Raw genomic sequence first — 15429 nt, 5'->3', positions numbered from 1 at the left:
CCACAGTGCTAACCCTCAAAATCGTAGTTAATGTAGTTGTTTTATTTTTTGTTTCCCTGTTCATATTTGGATTTTTGTCCAATGACCCAGCCCGGAACCCCAACCGCAGAGACATGGAATAAACAACTTATCTCGCCCGCAGAGTAGGGGCGCGTCACCGCAGCCCCTGCAACAGCCGACAAACCCGCAAAAATTAGTCGGACAAAACTTGACAATCCAAGCATCCAGGATACAAGCCCCCTGATTCATCAGTCCAGAAATAAAAAACCTGTATCCGATAAAGGAGCCCCCGAATTGATCCGTGGGGTAAATGCTTCAAATCTAAAATCTAAAATCTAAAATCTAAAATCGATTGACCTCGCACCGCCAGCGAGGTTATCTTGTGGCGGAAGCAAGTTCTGAAAGCAGCCCTATTCCGGCGCGCCCAAGCCACTGCAAATTTTAGATGTCAGATTAATCTCTAAACAGTTACCTTCTTAGATGCAAAATTTTCAATAAATTGCACCCTATAAAATCTAAAATCTAAAATCTAAAATCTAAAATCGGATGACTTACCTGTAGTAACTATGCCCTATCCGGTACCGCCGCCAGAACCCCCTGGCATCATCTACATCGCAAAGCCAAAAAAAGTCGCCCTCACTGTCGCGGCCGGCGATGGAGACACCCTCCGCAACCCCGCAGAAATACCGGAACCAAGCCCAGATATCGTTCAGCCAGAACCCACACCAGCCCCAGCAGAACCCGCAGCCACACTCCTCGGCACCACCGCAGCCACCGATGGGCCTCCAGAAATCGCCGACCCCCTAGCGGAAGTCGAAAGTGGCCACGCAGTGGTGGGATTTCAGCGTCAGGCCCCTGTGGAAGAACCCGAAACTGCGGAAACTCCGAAAGATTCCTCGTTTACAGCTTACCAATTGGGTTCGGTAGAAAATGCCATTGCCATTCGCAATCGGGAACGAACCGCAGAGGCGCAGAGAAAACAGGAGAGAAATATTGCCGGAAAGCAGGAAAGTTGGTATCAGGCCCAAGGTCGGCAGTTAGAAGATAACTCTCCCGAACCTGCGGAGATTCCCGTTCCCGAACCCGCGCTAGAACCAGCACCTAGCGGGCAACAGCAGTTCGACATTCCCACACCAGGAACTGCCCCCGCACCCAGAACACCCCCTGCGCCGACACCGAAACCTAAACCAGCCGCGCCGGGAGTCCGCACCGCCCCTTCTCAGCGGACGGTGCCTTTTCCGGTGACTCCGGCCGATATTATTGAAGTTAAGGCTGACAGTCAAGAATTCGACGACCAGCAGCAAATTGTGACGGCGGTTGGTAATGTCGTTGTGCGGTTCCGGCAAACTGTGATTGATGCCGATCGAGCGATCGTCAACTTAGTCACCCGCCAAGTGGTAGCATCCGGCAATGTCGCCTATACCCGCGGGCAACAAGTAGTGCGCGGCCAGCGGATGGAGTTCAATCTCGGCCTCAACAGCGGCGCAGTCGAACAAGCAAGAGGCGAAATATTCCTGCCCGCAGCAGGTAGCGAATTGACTCCCACACTGCCGACAGATATCAGTGCCGGGACGATTCTCGAACAGCCGCTGAGCGATCGAATTACCAGCCAGCAGCCCCTGCGCGGAGTCAGATCCCCCGGCGCTGCTACAGTGACTCTCGGTGGGGGTGGACAGCTAGCAGCCCCCCAAGTGGTCGGCGCCGTCAACCGCATCCGCTTTGAAGCAGAACGCATCGAACTGCTGCCAGACGGCGCGAGGGTAGCAACCAACATTCGGCTTACTAACGACCCGTTTTCCCCCCCGGAATTTGAATACAGGGCCCGGAGGGCGACGATTAGAAGGATTTCGCCCACGGCAGAGGAATTAGTCACAACGAAACCCCGCTTGGTGTTCGACAACCGAGTGAAAATACCCGTGTATCCCCGCAGGCAAGTGTTTGACAGCAGGCAGCAGAGCGGCCCGTGTTTGACCTTTGGCTACGACGGGGGCGAACGCGGCGGTTTGTATGCCGAGTGCGGTTTTGAGGTGTTGCAAAACGGGCCGGTGCGACTGACTCTGACACCCCAAATTTACCTGCAGCGGATCGTGGCAGAGAACGGCGGCAATCCGTTTTCTCCCGACAGCTACGGGCTGAAAGCGAGGTTGGGCGCTAGTCTGGGCCCGCGTACCAGGCTGGACGGATCGGCAATATTTCTGAGTTTTGAAAATTTCCCGAACTTGCCGGAAGACAGCTTTCGGGGCAATTTGCGCCTGCGACAGTTGATCGGCACTCACACTCTGGCAGCAGAATACAGTTATCGCGATCGACTGTTTAACGGTTCTCTGGGCTTTCAAACCGTGCAGAGCAGCCTGGGGGCAGTCCTGACTTCCCCAGTCATCCCACTCGGAGGCACGGGCATCAATCTCAGCTACCAAGCTGGGTATCAATTTATCAATGCTGACACCGATCGACCAGACTTGCTCGAACCAGTGCGGGAAAACAACCGCATCGATCTGGGCCGTTCCCAACTCAGCTTTGCCTTAAGCCGCGGCTTCAACTTGTGGGAGGGCGAACCGCTGCCCCGCACTCCCACCCAGGGTTTGAGGTATACGCGGACGCCGGTGGTTCCTTTCTTGCAACTGGCCTTGGGACTCCGGGGAGTTGGTACTTATTACAGCAGTGGCGATCGACAAAATTCCCTCGCCCCCAGCGTCGGCATTCAAGGGCAGTTCGGTCATTTCTCCCGCCCTTTCCTCGATTACACTGGGTTTAACGTGACTTATACCCAAGTGGGGCGCGACGGTGTATCGCCGTTTTTATTCGATCGCCTAGTAGATTTGAGAGTCCTGTCTTTTGGACTTGTCCAGCAAGTTTACGGAGGCTTTCGAGTTGGATTTCAAAGTGCTATTAATTTAGAAAGCGGGGAAACAATCAGTACGAATTACACTCTAGAATACAGCCGCCGCAGCTACGCAATCATTTTGCGTTTTAATCCTGAGCGTCAAGTCGGCAGCCTGACTTTTAGAATTAGCGACTTCAACTGGAATGGGACTCCCCAACCTTTTTCCGGGGACGCGCGAACTGTAGAAGGAGGAGTGCGTTTATCCGATTAATTCACTTGGTAATTGGTAATTAGTGATTGGGAATTGGTCATTGGGAATTGGTCATTGGGAATTTTGAACCAACCGTCAACAGAAAACAGTCAACAGAAAACAGTCAACAGTCAACAGTCAACAGACAACACATGACAGAAGTGACCGCAATATCTGCACAAGCAGCGGCTCTGCTGGTTCACTACGGTTTTGACCTAGGTGGCAAAAAAGCCGAGAAATTGGCGGGTGAATGGCTGACCAAGTATCCCGGCTATTGGCTGCGTTTAGCAGTGGTTGAAGCGCTTTATCAAGGGCGCTACAAGGCTGTTTCTGTGGGACAGCTATTGAGTATGTGGCATCGGATAGGTCAACCTCTCTATCATTTCAATCGCGAGTTTGAACGCTTGGTATGCAATAATTTTCCTCAAAATTTAACCGGGGAAAGTGCTGCTCAACTGTCACCGGAAGATATACTTTTATCGCACCAGGAACCGGAAGTAAGTGCCGCAGAGTTAGATTTGCGTGGGCCGTCAGAGGCGCAACTGGATGTGGCGCTTCAAGCAGAAGTCCCAAACACAGAGGCCCAGGAAACAGGAAAATTACCTGCTGCCGACGATCGCACCAAAGAAAATACAGAATTTGTAGTATATGAAGATGTGGCTGTTACTGCCCTCGCCGATCGAGCCGAAGCCGAGCACAAATTAGCGGACAAACCTGTGGCAAAATCATTCCCAGTTGTCAAACACACTGATTTTCATACCAAGTTAAAAGCGATTGCCAGAGAAGGCCGAAGAAAGAAGGGAGAAAGCAGAAATAGAGTGTAAACTTTGGGAACTATATAGTTATTTTTCACTTTTCACTTGGGGCACTTACTCCCATCCGAATTTCCGAACAAAAAGAAGCTTGTTCCGTACCGTTAGCTTGCTTAACAACGCTAGTCCGCAGCCGCAAATTGGGCATGAGATACCACAGCCTTTCTTCCGCATGGAGGGTGTCTGATTCTGTAATCAATGTCAGCACGTCGTCGCCCATCACGTAGCGACTATTACCCTTGTCTTGCAACACTTTGCCTTCGCTGGGATTGTCGGGATTAGGTACGATCGCTAGTATTGTAGAACCGATTTGTTTAGCTTGGTCGCGATCGGGAATACCGTCCCAACTAATCCGAACGCTAGTTAGCTTAGTTGAAGCCGGGTTAATCGAGTGTTGTTGGCAAAGTTTAACGACTGCTGCATCGCTAGCTGTCAGTATTTCTATTTTGAGGTCGGATTTACCTGCCTGCAATTCCCCAGAATGGAGATTGTGTACGGTACGCTGAGAAAACCATTTACCTGCACTTAACTCGAAAAACTCGATAACATCCATGAAATTTGTCTCTAAAGTCAATACTGCTTTATTTGCGATCGTGACTTGCGCGCTATGGAGTCAGAAACCCGGTTTCTTCCTACGTACCTAGCGGTCAAACCAATGATTTTGTCTAGAAACCCGGTTTAATAGTGCAAGTCCTTTTCTATATTTTAGAGGAAGGGGGCGCACCTGCAAAGCTTTCTGAGAGCTTTAGGTGAAACAGATTGCAGATGCCGCCCTGGTAGCAAACCCAACCAGGGGGACATCTGCCTCCCTGATGTGGCCGACTTGAGAGAAAATTAGAGCATCCGCCATCATGTTTCGTTATAAAAAGTCTTTTTCGCACTTTCAATAGGATTGCGATACCTGAAAATTTTTAGCTTGAGAGTGTTTATCGATCGACCATTGCCCAAAGAGCCGCTATGTTAAGAAAAACAAAGATATATGTCAGCTTTTGTCGCTCAATCGGTAAATTGGGCGTTGCTGAGTTGAATTATATTGGCCGCGATTTATTGTAATCGCACTGCTTGAAAATTCTCAAAGCAGACTTCGACTAAAAAACAAGCAATTCATCGAACCATCACCAAACCGAGGACAGCAAGCCTATAGCACATAGCATTCAAATATGTCATGCTAAGTCTAAGAGAAAAGATTCTCGATCGGCTTTTCGGTAGGGTGCAGCTAGCGATCGTATACATTTAAAGAACACATCCGTAAATTTATGACCGAGTTTAAACAAGGGCTGGATCAAATCCAGCCCGCAGAACAGACGAACTACCTGGGAATATTGCCCAGTCAGCTAGCAGCGACTTCAGACTCCGAAAAATTATACAGCTTACTAACAGATTACAATTTTATTAAAGCCAAGCTGTCAGCATCGGGAGTACAGGCGCTAATAGAAGATTACGATTTAGCAACAAGTCCCGATATTATTTCAGACCAAAAAGCCGATCGACTCAAATTAATCCAAGAAGCAATTCGGCTGTCAGCCCACATTCTAGCCGCAGATAAAAGCCAACTAGCCACCCAACTAATAGCCCGCTTGATGCGCTTTGAAAGTCCAGAAATTCAAGCCCTGCTAGCACAGGCAAAACATCAAACAACCCCCTGGCTGCGACCGCTAACGCCCAGCTTTACCCCTCCCGGCGGGAGATTGCTGCGTACCCTCACCGGACATACAGACTGGGTACAAGGTGTAGCAATCACCCCCGACGGCAAGCGGGCAATTTCTGCGTCCTCCGACCACACTCTTAAAATTTGGCACTTAGAAACAGGAGAAGAACTTGGCACCCTCAAAGGTCATCTTACCTACGTCAATGCTGTAGCTGTAACCCCCGACGGTACTAAAGTAATTTCCGGTTCTTGGGACAATACAATTAAAATTTGGGATTTAGAAACAGCGACAGAAATATTTACCTTTGCAGGCGATACTTTTGCCGTAGAAGCAGTAGCAGTAACTCCCGACGGCAAGCGAGTAATTTCAGGTTCTTGGGATGGCAGTATTAAAGTTTGGGATTTGACAAGCAGGGAAGTAATTTTTAACTTCAAAGGTCACAGCAGTTTTGTCCAGTCCGTAGCAGTAAGTCCTGATAGCAAACGGTTGATTTCCGGGTCGGGAGACAACAGCATGAAAGTCTGGAACATAGAAACCGGAAAAGAACTTTTTACTCTCACCGGTCATACAGACTGGGTAAAAAGTGTAGCCGTTACTCCCGACGGCGAAAAAATAATTTCCGGCAGCTACGACGAAACTGTTCAAGTCTGGAGTTTGTCAGAAAGAAAGCAACTTTTTACTTTAGGAAAACACAGCAGTTTCGTTCAAGCTGTGGCTGTTACCCCGGACGGCAAACGGGTAATTTCGGCTGCCGGCGACAAAACGCTGAAAGTTTGGAATCTCGAAACAAAAGAAGAACTTTTCACTTTTACCAATCACATAGCCCCAGTGAATGCTGTGGCCGTTACCCCGGACGGCAAGAGGATAGTTTCTGGTTCCTCTGACAAAACTCTCAAAGTTTGGCACTTAGAAACAGGCCAAGAAAATTTATCATTTGCAGGTCACGATGACTGGGTAAATGCCGTAGCAGTGACGGCGGATGGTACGAAAGCGATTTCCGGTTCAGGAGACAACAGCATTAAAGTCTGGAATCTTGAAAACGGACAGGAAATTTTAACTATTTCGGGGCATCAAGATTGGGTAAAAGCGATCGCAATCACACCGGATAGCAAGCGAGTAGTTTCGGGTTCCGGCGACAAAACTGTGAAAGTTTGGGATATAGAAACCGGAAAGGAAATCTTTACTTTCACGGGTCACACAGACTGGGTAAATTCTGTGGCAGTGACGCCAGACGGAACGATGGCGATTTCCGGTTCTGGAGACAAAACTATTAAAGTTTGGAATCTAGAAACAGGAGAGGAAGTTTTTACTTTTTTAGGTCATGAGGACGGGATAAAAGCTGTGGCAGTTACTCCCGACAGCAAGCGGGTTATTTCGGCTTCCGGCGACCAAACTCTGAAAGTTTGGAGTTTGGGTAAAGAAAAGAATATTTTGGCAAATTTCTGGAATTTAGCCGTCAAAAATCTACTTTTCACTCTCAAAGGTCATGAGAGTTTTGTGAATGCTGTGGCAGTTACGGCGGATGGCAAATGGGCGATTTCAGGAGGGCGGGAACAGAATTTGAAAGTTTGGGATTTGTCAAGTAGAAAAGAAGTTTTTACTTTGGCCGGTCATGCTGATGCGGTAACATCGGTGGCGACTATGGGAACAAAAGCCATTTCTGTTTCGGACGATAATACTCTCAAAGTTTGGGATTTATTAAGTCGAGAAGTAATTGCTAGTTTCAGCGGAGATAGTGCTTTGAAAGCTTGCGCTATTGCACCGGATGGGGTGACAATCTTAGTGGCGGAAGCTTCGGGACAGGTGCATTTTTTGAGGTTAGAAGAGGAGAAATAGTCATTAGTCATTAGTCATTAGTCATTAGTCATGACTCATTAGTTGTTATGCCGATCGCACTTTTGCTAAAATTTAAAAGTGCGATGGTCTTTTCCCCCATCTAGTTTACAATTGTTCCGGGTCAATTCCCATCGATCGCAGTCTTTCTGCTAGGACAGCAGCCCGCTGTTCAGCTTGTTCTGCCCGCAGTCGTTCTTGTTCTGCCCGCAGTCGTTCTTGTTCCAAGCTGCGAGAAACATCCTCATAACTTGTAAACGGTTGGCCGTCAGGGCGATAAATTTGCAACTCTTCACCCGACAAATCAAAGCGAATTCCCAGTCGGGGACTGACCCAATTTTCGATCGCATCAATTACGTCCAAACGCCCCTGTGAACGCATCCAACCGCTGAAATCGTTGCGTTCCGGGTCGTACAGGTAATATTCCTCTACCCCGTGGCGATCGTAAAATACCTGTTTTTTATTCATTTCTGTTAGCCTGTTGCCGGGAGAAAGAATTTCAAACACTACTTGCGGCGCGATACTTTCTTCTTCCCACTGCTGGTAAGAACCTCTATCTCCTTTCGGTCTACCGAAGACTACCATCACATCCGGGCCGATAGAAGTTTTGTTATCTCCTTCAACAGGATACCACAGCAAATTTCCGGCGACAAATACATTCGGGTCGTCCGCAAATAGCCACGCTAAATTTTGTTGAATGATGAGTATCCAGCGAAATTGTTTGGTATTGTCTGACATTGGTTCGCCGTCGCTGTCGGGGTAAATTACATCAGGTTTTTGAGGAGACTTGAGTTGAGTTACCATAACTGTTGTCCGGGGTTAGGGACTGTTTAATTTAATTTTAGCTTGTAGGAAGAGTGAAAAGTGCGATTAAGAGCGGGATAGCTAAGCCGCGCGTACTTTCTCAATACAATAACCTATTCATATTTCTCTCTCTTCTCTTCCTCTGCGCCCTCTGCGCCCTCTGCGGTTCATAAAAAAAATCTCACTCAGCAGCGAAAATAGGGCAGACACCGCCCGCCCTACAAAACTACTTCCTCAGCAACTTCACCCCGCGAATCGAATAATCCAAAAGCTCAATTGGGTGCATTAAAGTAACTGTTTTTCCCTGCAACTCCAAATGCTTCTTAATTTGCAAAGAACAACCCGGATTAGAAGAAGCAATCAACTCCGCCCCAGTATTCAGCAAATTCTCCACCTTTTGCACTCCCAATTCATCAGCAACCTCCGGCTGAAGCATATTGTAAACCCCCGCACTCCCGCAGCACAAAGCCGCATCCACAGGTTCTTTTAACTTCACCCCCGGAATTTGTTGTAGCAACTGACGCGGCTGCAAACTAATTTTTTGGCCGTGCAACAAATGACAAGCATCCTGATAAACAATTGTCAAATCTCCCTCAATCAAAGGATTGAGTTTTGCCGTAATTCCCGCACTTGCCAAAAACTCTTGCACGTCCTTAACATTAGCAGCAAATTTCTCAGCTTTCTCCCGATATTGCGGGTCATCTGCTAAAATATGACCGTATTCTTTCAAAGTATGACCGCACCCAGCAGCGTTGATAATCACAAAATCAACACCCGTATTTTCAAAGCTATCAATCATTTGCCTCGCCAAAGCTTTCGCCTGTTGGGCTTGGCCTTGGTGTTCCGGCAAAGCAGCACAGCATCCCTGACTTTTAGGAACCACAACCTCGCAACCGTTAGCCGTCAAAACACGCACAGTAGCCTCATTAACTGGCGAAAATAACAGCCGCTGCACGCAGCCTAAAATCACGCCGACTCGATAGCGTTTCTCCCCTTGTGCCGGAATTACCTCTGGTAAATTATCCCGGAAAGAATCGACAGTAACTTTCGGCAAAATTGATTCCATCGCCGCCAAGCGGGGAAAGACTTTTTTCAGCAAACCTGTTTGGCGGACAAGTTTTGGCAGTCCTAATTTTTGATAAATAAACAGCGGTACCAGCAAAGGCCGCAATCTGTGAGGATAAGGGAAGAGATTAAAAATCAGAGTGCGAATTACATTGTCGGAAAAAGTGCGTTCCTGATTTCTAGTAACTTGGTGGCGAGTTGCGGAAATTAACTTGTCGTATTGAACTCCAGAAGGGCAAGTTGTAACGCAGGCCAAACAGCCCAAACAAGTATCGAAATGCTGTGAGGTTGCTTCGTTTAAAGGTGCGTCGCCTTCGTTAATTGCATCCATTAAATAAATGCGGCCTCTGGGGGAATCCATTTCTTTGCCGAGTACGCGATAACTCGGACAAGTTGACAAACAAAAGCCGCAGTGTACGCAAGTGTCGATTAATTTCGGATCGGGCGGATTGTTCGCGTCGAAACCTGGGATTTCGAGGGTTTGTAAGTGGGGATTTTGTGCTATAAAATTGCTTTCTTTGGCAGGTCTTAAATTGTCGCTGGGAACTTGAGATTTTTCTGAAGTTTGCATATATATATTACCTAATTGTTTTGGTTCCTAGTGACTATCGCCTAAAACCCTTGATAATTCTTGCTTTTAGCTGAGTCTAAATCCCCCTTAATAAGGGGAGTAGGGGTTGACTTTGAGCATTTCCTGTCCCCCCTTCTTAAGGGCGGCTAGGGGGGATCTAGAGTCTAATCGTCAAACAGTAGATCGGTACTACATAAGACGTTAAGGATCGTGGATTAAATAACTTCCGTAGGTTGGGTTGAGGCACGAAACCCAACAATCAAGCGTGGGGTTGGGTTTCGTTCCTCAACCCAACCTACAAAAAATGCAAGTTATTTAATTCTCATTCCTAAGTTGACACCAATGAAACTGAAGTCCTGACTATAAACTTTAAACTAAATACCGCTGATAAAACGATCGGGACTCAAAAGATTTTCCGGGTCAAACTGCTGTTTTATCCGGCGCATTAAATCGATCGCACTTCCAGTATAGCCCCAAACATCTAACTGTTGCTTGATGTCGGTCGGCGCTGCTAAAACAGTCAGAAAACCGCCTTTAGCTTCGCACCCTCTGCGTACCTGCAACAGCGTTTGGGCCGTCGCAGTCTCAAACCGCAAAACCCCCAAACCGCTGCCTGCATGAATCCAAGCGTCCTGTACCGGCAATTCGTTAATGGCCGTTACAGCTTCCGACGGTCTGATTCCTATTTTGCAAATAATTGCCGACTTTGTGCCAGAATCCCACATTGTTTCTGGCAATCTTTGCCATAACTGATGCTCATCATTTTCCCTGCTGCTAGTGCCTTGCAAACCCAACTTTTCGGCAACTTCCAGCAAGCGGGCTGATTGTTGTTTAACACTTTCTGCGATACTTTGAAATCTAACGATTAATCCCGTGCCCTTTCCTAAGCCTAATTTTGCGACTAATTCAGGTGACAGCAAATCAACGGCTGTTGGTGTCAAAGCAGAGGATAATAAGATTTGAGCCGTTTGGGACAAACCATTAACTTCCCCTGTCAGCACTACGGTTCCCGATGATTCAGGCAGTGGATAAACTCGGAAAGTTACTTGACTTATGACGCCCAATGTGCCGTAAGCACCAGTAAACAGTTTCATCAAGTCGTAGCCGGCGACATTTTTAACAACTCGACCTCCGGCTACGGCAATTTTACCGTCCGATCGCACAAAGGTAATTCCCAATAGCAAATCTCTCACCCCCCGATAGCGATGCCGCAAGGAACCCGCATCAGCAGTAGCGACAAGGCCGCCCAAAGTTGCCTGTTGCGGATATGCTGGATCGATCGGCAAAAATTGACCTGCCGCAGCTAAAATTTGCTGCAAATCCGCAAACTTCATCCCCGCTTCCGCAGTCACGGTTAAATCGCCCACAGCGTGTTCTACAAGCCGATTGAGGCGCGAAGTGCTGACAGCCACAAGCGCCGCTGCATCAGGAGGATTTGGGCGTGTTTTCAAACCCGGAGATCCCCCTAAATCCCCCTTAAGAAGGGGGACTTTGAGTGAATTCTCCCCCCTTTGTAGGGGCGGTGCCCCCGTGCCCGCCCTGGGCTGGGGGGGATCGGAGTCTAATTTAACTAAACCGCCCCAATCAAGTTTGCTGCCACTGCCACAAGGCAAGACTGCACAGCGATGTTGCTGTGCCCAAGCAATGACAGCCGCCAGTTCTTCCTGAGTATTGGGGTAAACAGTACAATCTATTTTCGTGTCGGGGGCAACTGCTTTTTCTACCCGTTCTTGCCAAAATGGCTCTGTATCTTGCCAGCGACAGATGCTAGCAGCCCCGACAATAATTTCTAATTCTTGTATGCTTACGTAATTTTCGGTAGAAAAAGATTTCATGAAGGTTATCAGACGCCCGGTAAAAAAAATTATCAAAACACTGCCTAAAACCATTAAATATTAATACGGGCCCGATATTCAAAACATGAAGAAACAAATGTCTCAAAACCGAATTTCTCTGGGAATTACCGGTCTCAACGAAGTGATTGGCGGTGGCCTAATTCCTCAACGCTCTTATCTGGTGCGCGGCGGCCCGGGTACTGGCAAGACTACACTGGGCTTTCACTTTTTGGCAGCAGGTGTGGCTCTGGGAGAAACGCCCCTGTTTATTACTTTAGGAGAACCGGAAGCGCAATTGCGGGCCAATGCCACAAGTCTCGGTTTTGATATGGAAGCGATGGCGTTCCTCGATTTGAGCCCATCCTCAGAATTTTTTACCCAAGTTCAAACTTATGACATTTTCTCCCCCTCCGAGGTTGAGCGAGAACCGACTACACAAAAGATTATCGAGCGAGTCCAAGCTGTCAAGCCACAACGGGTGTTTTTGGACGCAATCACTCAATTTCGCTACTTAGCTGCGGATGAGTTTCAGTTTCGCAAGCAAGTTTTGTCTTTTCTGCGGTTTTTGGTGGAAGGGGGGGCGACGGTGGTGTTTACCTCCGAAGGCACTTCAAGTGCTCCCGATGACGATTTGCAATTCATCAGCGACGGGGTAATTTATTTAGAACTGCGCCCTGAAGGACGCGCCCTGACTGTCACCAAGCTGCGAGGCTCCAACTTCCGCAGCGGCCGCCATTCGCTGCGCCTGACTCAGGCTGGTATGGAGGTATTTCCGCGACTGCTTCCAGACAACTTTCAACAGGATTTTGTTGCGGAAGCGATTTCTTCTGGGGTTCCAGAAATTGACGAACTACTGCACGGGGGACTGGAACGGGGGACTGTGACGGTGATTAGCGGGCCTAGTGGCGTGGGTAAAACGACGGTGGGCATTCAGTTTATGAAGGAAGCCGCAGGAAGGGGGGAGCGCTCGGTAGTTTACATTTTTGAGGAGTCAACTTCTACTCTGCTGCAGCGCTGCGAATCAGTTAACATCCCGGTTGGGGCGATGATGGGGCAAGGAAGTCTTTCGGTGATACCCGTGGAACCTTTGCTGTACTCGCCGGATCAGTTTGCCTGTATGGTACGGCAGGAGGTGGAGCAGGAAAAGACGCGGATTGTGATGATTGACAGTATTTCTGGCTATCAGCTTTCGATGCAGGGGCAAGATTTGGTGAACAATTTGCACGCTTTGTGCAAGTATCTGAAGAATATGGGAGTCACCGTTATCTTGATTAATGAGGTAGAAGCCATTAGCGGAGATTTTCGGCTGACCGAGATCGGAATTAGCTATTTGGCGGATAATCTTCTGTTTATACGCTATCTGGAACGCCAACTGCATAATAGGACAGAAATCCGCAAGGCGATCGGAGTAATTAAAAAACGAGTCAGCAATTTCGAGAGAACTCTGCGAGAACTCGATATTACTCGCTACGGCATCAAAGTCAGCAAACCGATAGCGGGGCTGCGTGGCATTTTGAGTTCGGCGCCGGTGTGGATTGAGGGGGAAGCGGATGAAGATTGAATCGGGATTGGTCGTGCTGTTTCTGGGCAAGTGCAGCTAATTTCGCAGTCGTGAATCTACTAATGAGTAGGGGGCGCACCGCGCACCTCACCACTAGCCTAAGTCCTGGAAAACTTAAATATATTGGTAAATTTGTGTATTTTTCGACTTTTATCGTAGTGTAGTTTTCAATTCTATGAAATACAGTAGGAGTACAGGGTACGCGGCCGTGTCCTGTACCCCAGCATCTGTACTTCACTCAACTGAAAACCTATGTAATCCCTCGCCGAAAAGTAAGCTAATACCAGATAAAAAAAGAATCCAACTTTATGCCACATCCCAACCCATATATAATCACTCACTCCCCATTCTAAAATCTAAAATCTAAAATCTAAAATGGTTATAACCCGTATTCACAGGAAGCTGATAAATGACTGGCAACTCAATAATTTTAGCCGTAGACCGCAATCAGCGAAACTTGGAACTATTAGCACAATTTCTCAATAAAGAAGGATACCAGATGATCGCGGCTTATAACTATGAAGATGTTGCACAAGCTATCAGTCAGCCTGCTAGGATCGGGATGGCTTTAGTAGATATTTCTGGTTTCGACCGCCGGATTTGGGAGTGCTGCGAACAACTGCGAAATCACCACATCCCTTTTCTGATACTCTCGCCCAAACAAAGCGCTGCCATTCAGCACGAAAGCCTCTGCCACGGGGCGCGGAATATGTTGGTAAAACCTTTGATAGTTAGAGATTTGCTGGGAATTGTTCACAGCTTGCTAGGAGAATCTGCGTGAGTCAAATTTTATTGCTTGTCGAACAGAAAGAAAATCGCCGCCTGTTATTAGAATGGCTAGCAGTTTATTATGAGGTATTGCTGCCACACTCAACAGAAAATAGTGAGGAGTTTTTACCATTTAATCAATCTTTTGACCTGGCGATAATTGACGGTATTTCCCTGAAACGCCACTGGCAATGGGTTGCCGCCCAAAAACAGGCAGAACACCCGGTATGCTTGCCTTTTCTTTTGATTACATCCCGCTCGGATGTAGGGATGGCAACGCAATTTATTTGGCAAAGTATTGACGATTTGATTATCGCTCCGATCGAGAAGATTGAATTGCAAGCGCGGGTGGAGATTTTGCTGCGATCGCGCCAGTTGTCTTTAACTCTCAAATTGTCTCACGACCAACTCGATCGCACTCTGCAAACAGCCCAAGAACTCAATGAGATGAAAACATCTCTGCTGTACATGATTGCCCACGACGTTCGCAATCCTTTGAATTTCATCATCGGCACTACACAACTTCTTAGCAAGTACAAGTTGACATTAACAGAGGAGAAAACACAAGAACTTCTAGACAAAACTCAAGCAGCCGCCAAAGGTATAGATTTGTTATTAGATGATGTTCTGCTGCTGGGGCGTGTTGAGTCGGGAAAAACAGGCTTTTCCTTGCTACCGATAGACTTAGCAAAGTTGTGTAATGAGTTGGTAGAGGAATTTCAGAGCAGCCTGAATTTGAAACCTGAAAATGATCGGGTGACGCTGATTTTTGTCAATCACCATCAATCCGCGATGGCCTGTTTGGAGGTAAGCTTGCTCCGGCGAATTCTGGGGAATTTGCTGTCCAATGCTATTAAGTATTCTCCCCCAAATACTGAAGTAATTTTTGAATTCAAACTTACTGAAACTGAGGCTATTTTTTCGATACAGGATGCAGGAATTGGCATACCTGTCGCCGACCAAGAACAGTTATTTGATTCATTTTACCGGGCTAAAAATGTCGGTCGAATTCCCGGTACTGGACTGGGGCTGAGCATTGTTAAAAAATGCGTGGACTTGCAGGGTGGCGAAATTACTTTGACCAGTGAAGAAGGCGTTGGCAGTACATTTACAGTAACGCTGCCGATCGCAAAACCAGGAAAAAAGCAAATGTCGCCTGCAACGCCTTAAACTAGATGCAGGCTTTTTCTTGGGATTTCAAGACGGGATTTTTCACAGTGATAATGTATGGCTGGTTTCTCATTTTTATTACGGACTCGATGGGACGCTTTTGATGGTTTTTTCGTGGGCTATTGCAGCGGAAATTTATCATGCTCGATCGCACCGCTGGCGGAAAATTTACACTGTTTTAAACTGCATCGCGCTGCTGCTATTTCTCTGCTAAGGAATGAGAATTAAATAACTTCCACTCTTGAAAGTGGGATGGGCGTCCCGCCCGTCCAAAAAGGACGGGCGGG

At 47.6% G+C, this 15429-nt stretch carries 12 protein-coding genes; 8 read left to right on the top strand and 4 right to left on the bottom strand.

Annotation, left to right across the window (positions count from 1 at the left end; genetic code table 11):
* Positions 1-5: 5 nt before the first annotated feature.
* The 3 genes from QUB20_RS00060 to QUB20_RS00050 all read left to right on the top strand — a co-directional run bounded on the left by QUB20_RS00060 (position 6) and on the right by QUB20_RS00050 (position 3898).
* Complete coding sequence (locus QUB20_RS00060; RefSeq protein WP_039887172.1) at positions 6-122, top strand: photosystem II reaction center protein I; 117 nt, start codon at positions 6-8, stop codon at positions 120-122.
* 444 nt (positions 123-566) lie between these two features.
* Positions 567-3095 (top strand): DUF3769 domain-containing protein, encoded by a 2529-nt coding sequence (locus QUB20_RS00055; RefSeq protein WP_333244179.1) that lies wholly within the window; start codon positions 567-569, stop codon positions 3093-3095.
* A 131-nt stretch (positions 3096-3226) separates the two neighbouring features.
* The gene (locus QUB20_RS00050) at positions 3227-3898 is read left to right on the top strand and encodes a hypothetical protein (RefSeq protein WP_333209691.1); all 672 of its coding nucleotides are present in this window, start codon (positions 3227-3229) and stop codon (positions 3896-3898) included.
* Positions 3899-3923: 25 nt separating this feature from the next.
* Here the strand turns inward: QUB20_RS00050 and QUB20_RS00045 are convergent, their stop codons facing one another.
* Positions 3924-4439 carry a phycobiliprotein lyase gene (locus QUB20_RS00045; protein ID WP_333053082.1) on the bottom strand — a complete coding sequence of 172 codons (516 nt, stop codon included), beginning with the start codon at positions 4437-4439 and terminating at the stop codon, positions 3924-3926.
* A 703-nt stretch (positions 4440-5142) separates the two neighbouring features.
* Between QUB20_RS00045 and QUB20_RS00040 the strand changes: the two genes are divergently transcribed.
* Entirely contained in the window at positions 5143-7371 is a 2229-nt protein-coding gene (locus tag QUB20_RS00040; RefSeq protein WP_333244176.1) for a hypothetical protein, read from the top strand.
* A 105-nt stretch (positions 7372-7476) separates the two neighbouring features.
* On the opposite strand, the gene QUB20_RS00035 is transcribed toward QUB20_RS00040, so the two are convergent.
* The 3 genes from QUB20_RS00035 to QUB20_RS00025 form a co-directional block, all read right to left on the bottom strand.
* On the bottom strand, positions 7477-8172 hold the full coding sequence (locus QUB20_RS00035) for a Uma2 family endonuclease (RefSeq protein ID WP_333244173.1): 696 nt from the start codon (positions 8170-8172) through the stop codon (positions 7477-7479).
* Between the two features lie 226 nt (positions 8173-8398).
* Positions 8399-9808 carry a heterodisulfide reductase-related iron-sulfur binding cluster gene (locus QUB20_RS00030; RefSeq protein ID WP_333244170.1) on the bottom strand — a complete coding sequence of 470 codons (1410 nt, stop codon included), beginning with the start codon at positions 9806-9808 and terminating at the stop codon, positions 8399-8401.
* A 374-nt stretch (positions 9809-10182) separates the two neighbouring features.
* Positions 10183-11643 carry an FAD-binding oxidoreductase gene (locus QUB20_RS00025; protein WP_333244167.1) on the bottom strand — a complete coding sequence of 487 codons (1461 nt, stop codon included), beginning with the start codon at positions 11641-11643 and terminating at the stop codon, positions 10183-10185.
* A 97-nt stretch (positions 11644-11740) separates the two neighbouring features.
* Between QUB20_RS00025 and QUB20_RS00020 the strand changes: the two genes are divergently transcribed.
* From QUB20_RS00020 to QUB20_RS00005, 4 genes are all read left to right on the top strand, one after another.
* On the top strand, positions 11741-13204 hold the full coding sequence (locus tag QUB20_RS00020) for an ATPase domain-containing protein (protein WP_333244164.1): 1464 nt from the start codon (positions 11741-11743) through the stop codon (positions 13202-13204).
* A gap of 409 nt (positions 13205-13613) precedes the next feature.
* Positions 13614-13985: a response regulator gene (locus QUB20_RS00015; RefSeq protein WP_333244161.1), complete on the top strand. Its 372-nt coding sequence runs from the start codon at positions 13614-13616 to the stop codon at positions 13983-13985.
* Complete coding sequence (locus QUB20_RS00010; protein WP_333244158.1) at positions 13982-15142, top strand: ATP-binding protein; 1161 nt, start codon at positions 13982-13984, stop codon at positions 15140-15142. The genes QUB20_RS00015 and QUB20_RS00010 overlap by 4 nt, the downstream gene beginning before the upstream one ends.
* Before the next feature lie 19 nt (positions 15143-15161).
* The gene (locus QUB20_RS00005) at positions 15162-15356 is read left to right on the top strand and encodes a DUF4079 family protein (protein ID WP_333245387.1); all 195 of its coding nucleotides are present in this window, start codon (positions 15162-15164) and stop codon (positions 15354-15356) included.
* The last annotated feature ends 73 nt before the right edge of the window (positions 15357-15429 follow it).

Origin of the sequence: Microcoleus sp. B4-C2 (assembly GCF_036705265.1) — a bacterium.
Classification (GTDB): Bacteria; Cyanobacteriota; Cyanobacteriia; order Cyanobacteriales; family Microcoleaceae; genus Microcoleus.
Note: the sequence above shows the minus strand (reverse complement) of the source record. Positions and strands in the feature narration are given on the sequence as shown.

Coding starts and splice junctions, on each gene's coding strand:
- QUB20_RS00055 (WP_333244179.1), top strand. CDS start 567: ATGCCCTATCCGGTACCGCCGCCAGAACCCCCTGGCATCATCTACATC.
- QUB20_RS00050 (WP_333209691.1), top strand. CDS start 3,227: ATGACAGAAGTGACCGCAATATCTGCACAAGCAGCGGCTCTGCTGGTT.
- QUB20_RS00045 (WP_333053082.1), bottom strand. CDS start 4,439: ATGGATGTTATCGAGTTTTTCGAGTTAAGTGCAGGTAAATGGTTTTCT.
- QUB20_RS00040 (WP_333244176.1), top strand. CDS start 5,143: ATGACCGAGTTTAAACAAGGGCTGGATCAAATCCAGCCCGCAGAACAG.
- QUB20_RS00035 (WP_333244173.1), bottom strand. CDS start 8,172: ATGGTAACTCAACTCAAGTCTCCTCAAAAACCTGATGTAATTTACCCC.
- QUB20_RS00030 (WP_333244170.1), bottom strand. CDS start 9,808: ATGCAAACTTCAGAAAAATCTCAAGTTCCCAGCGACAATTTAAGACCT.
- QUB20_RS00025 (WP_333244167.1), bottom strand. CDS start 11,643: ATGAAATCTTTTTCTACCGAAAATTACGTAAGCATACAAGAATTAGAA.
- QUB20_RS00020 (WP_333244164.1), top strand. CDS start 11,741: ATGTCTCAAAACCGAATTTCTCTGGGAATTACCGGTCTCAACGAAGTG.
- QUB20_RS00015 (WP_333244161.1), top strand. CDS start 13,614: ATGACTGGCAACTCAATAATTTTAGCCGTAGACCGCAATCAGCGAAAC.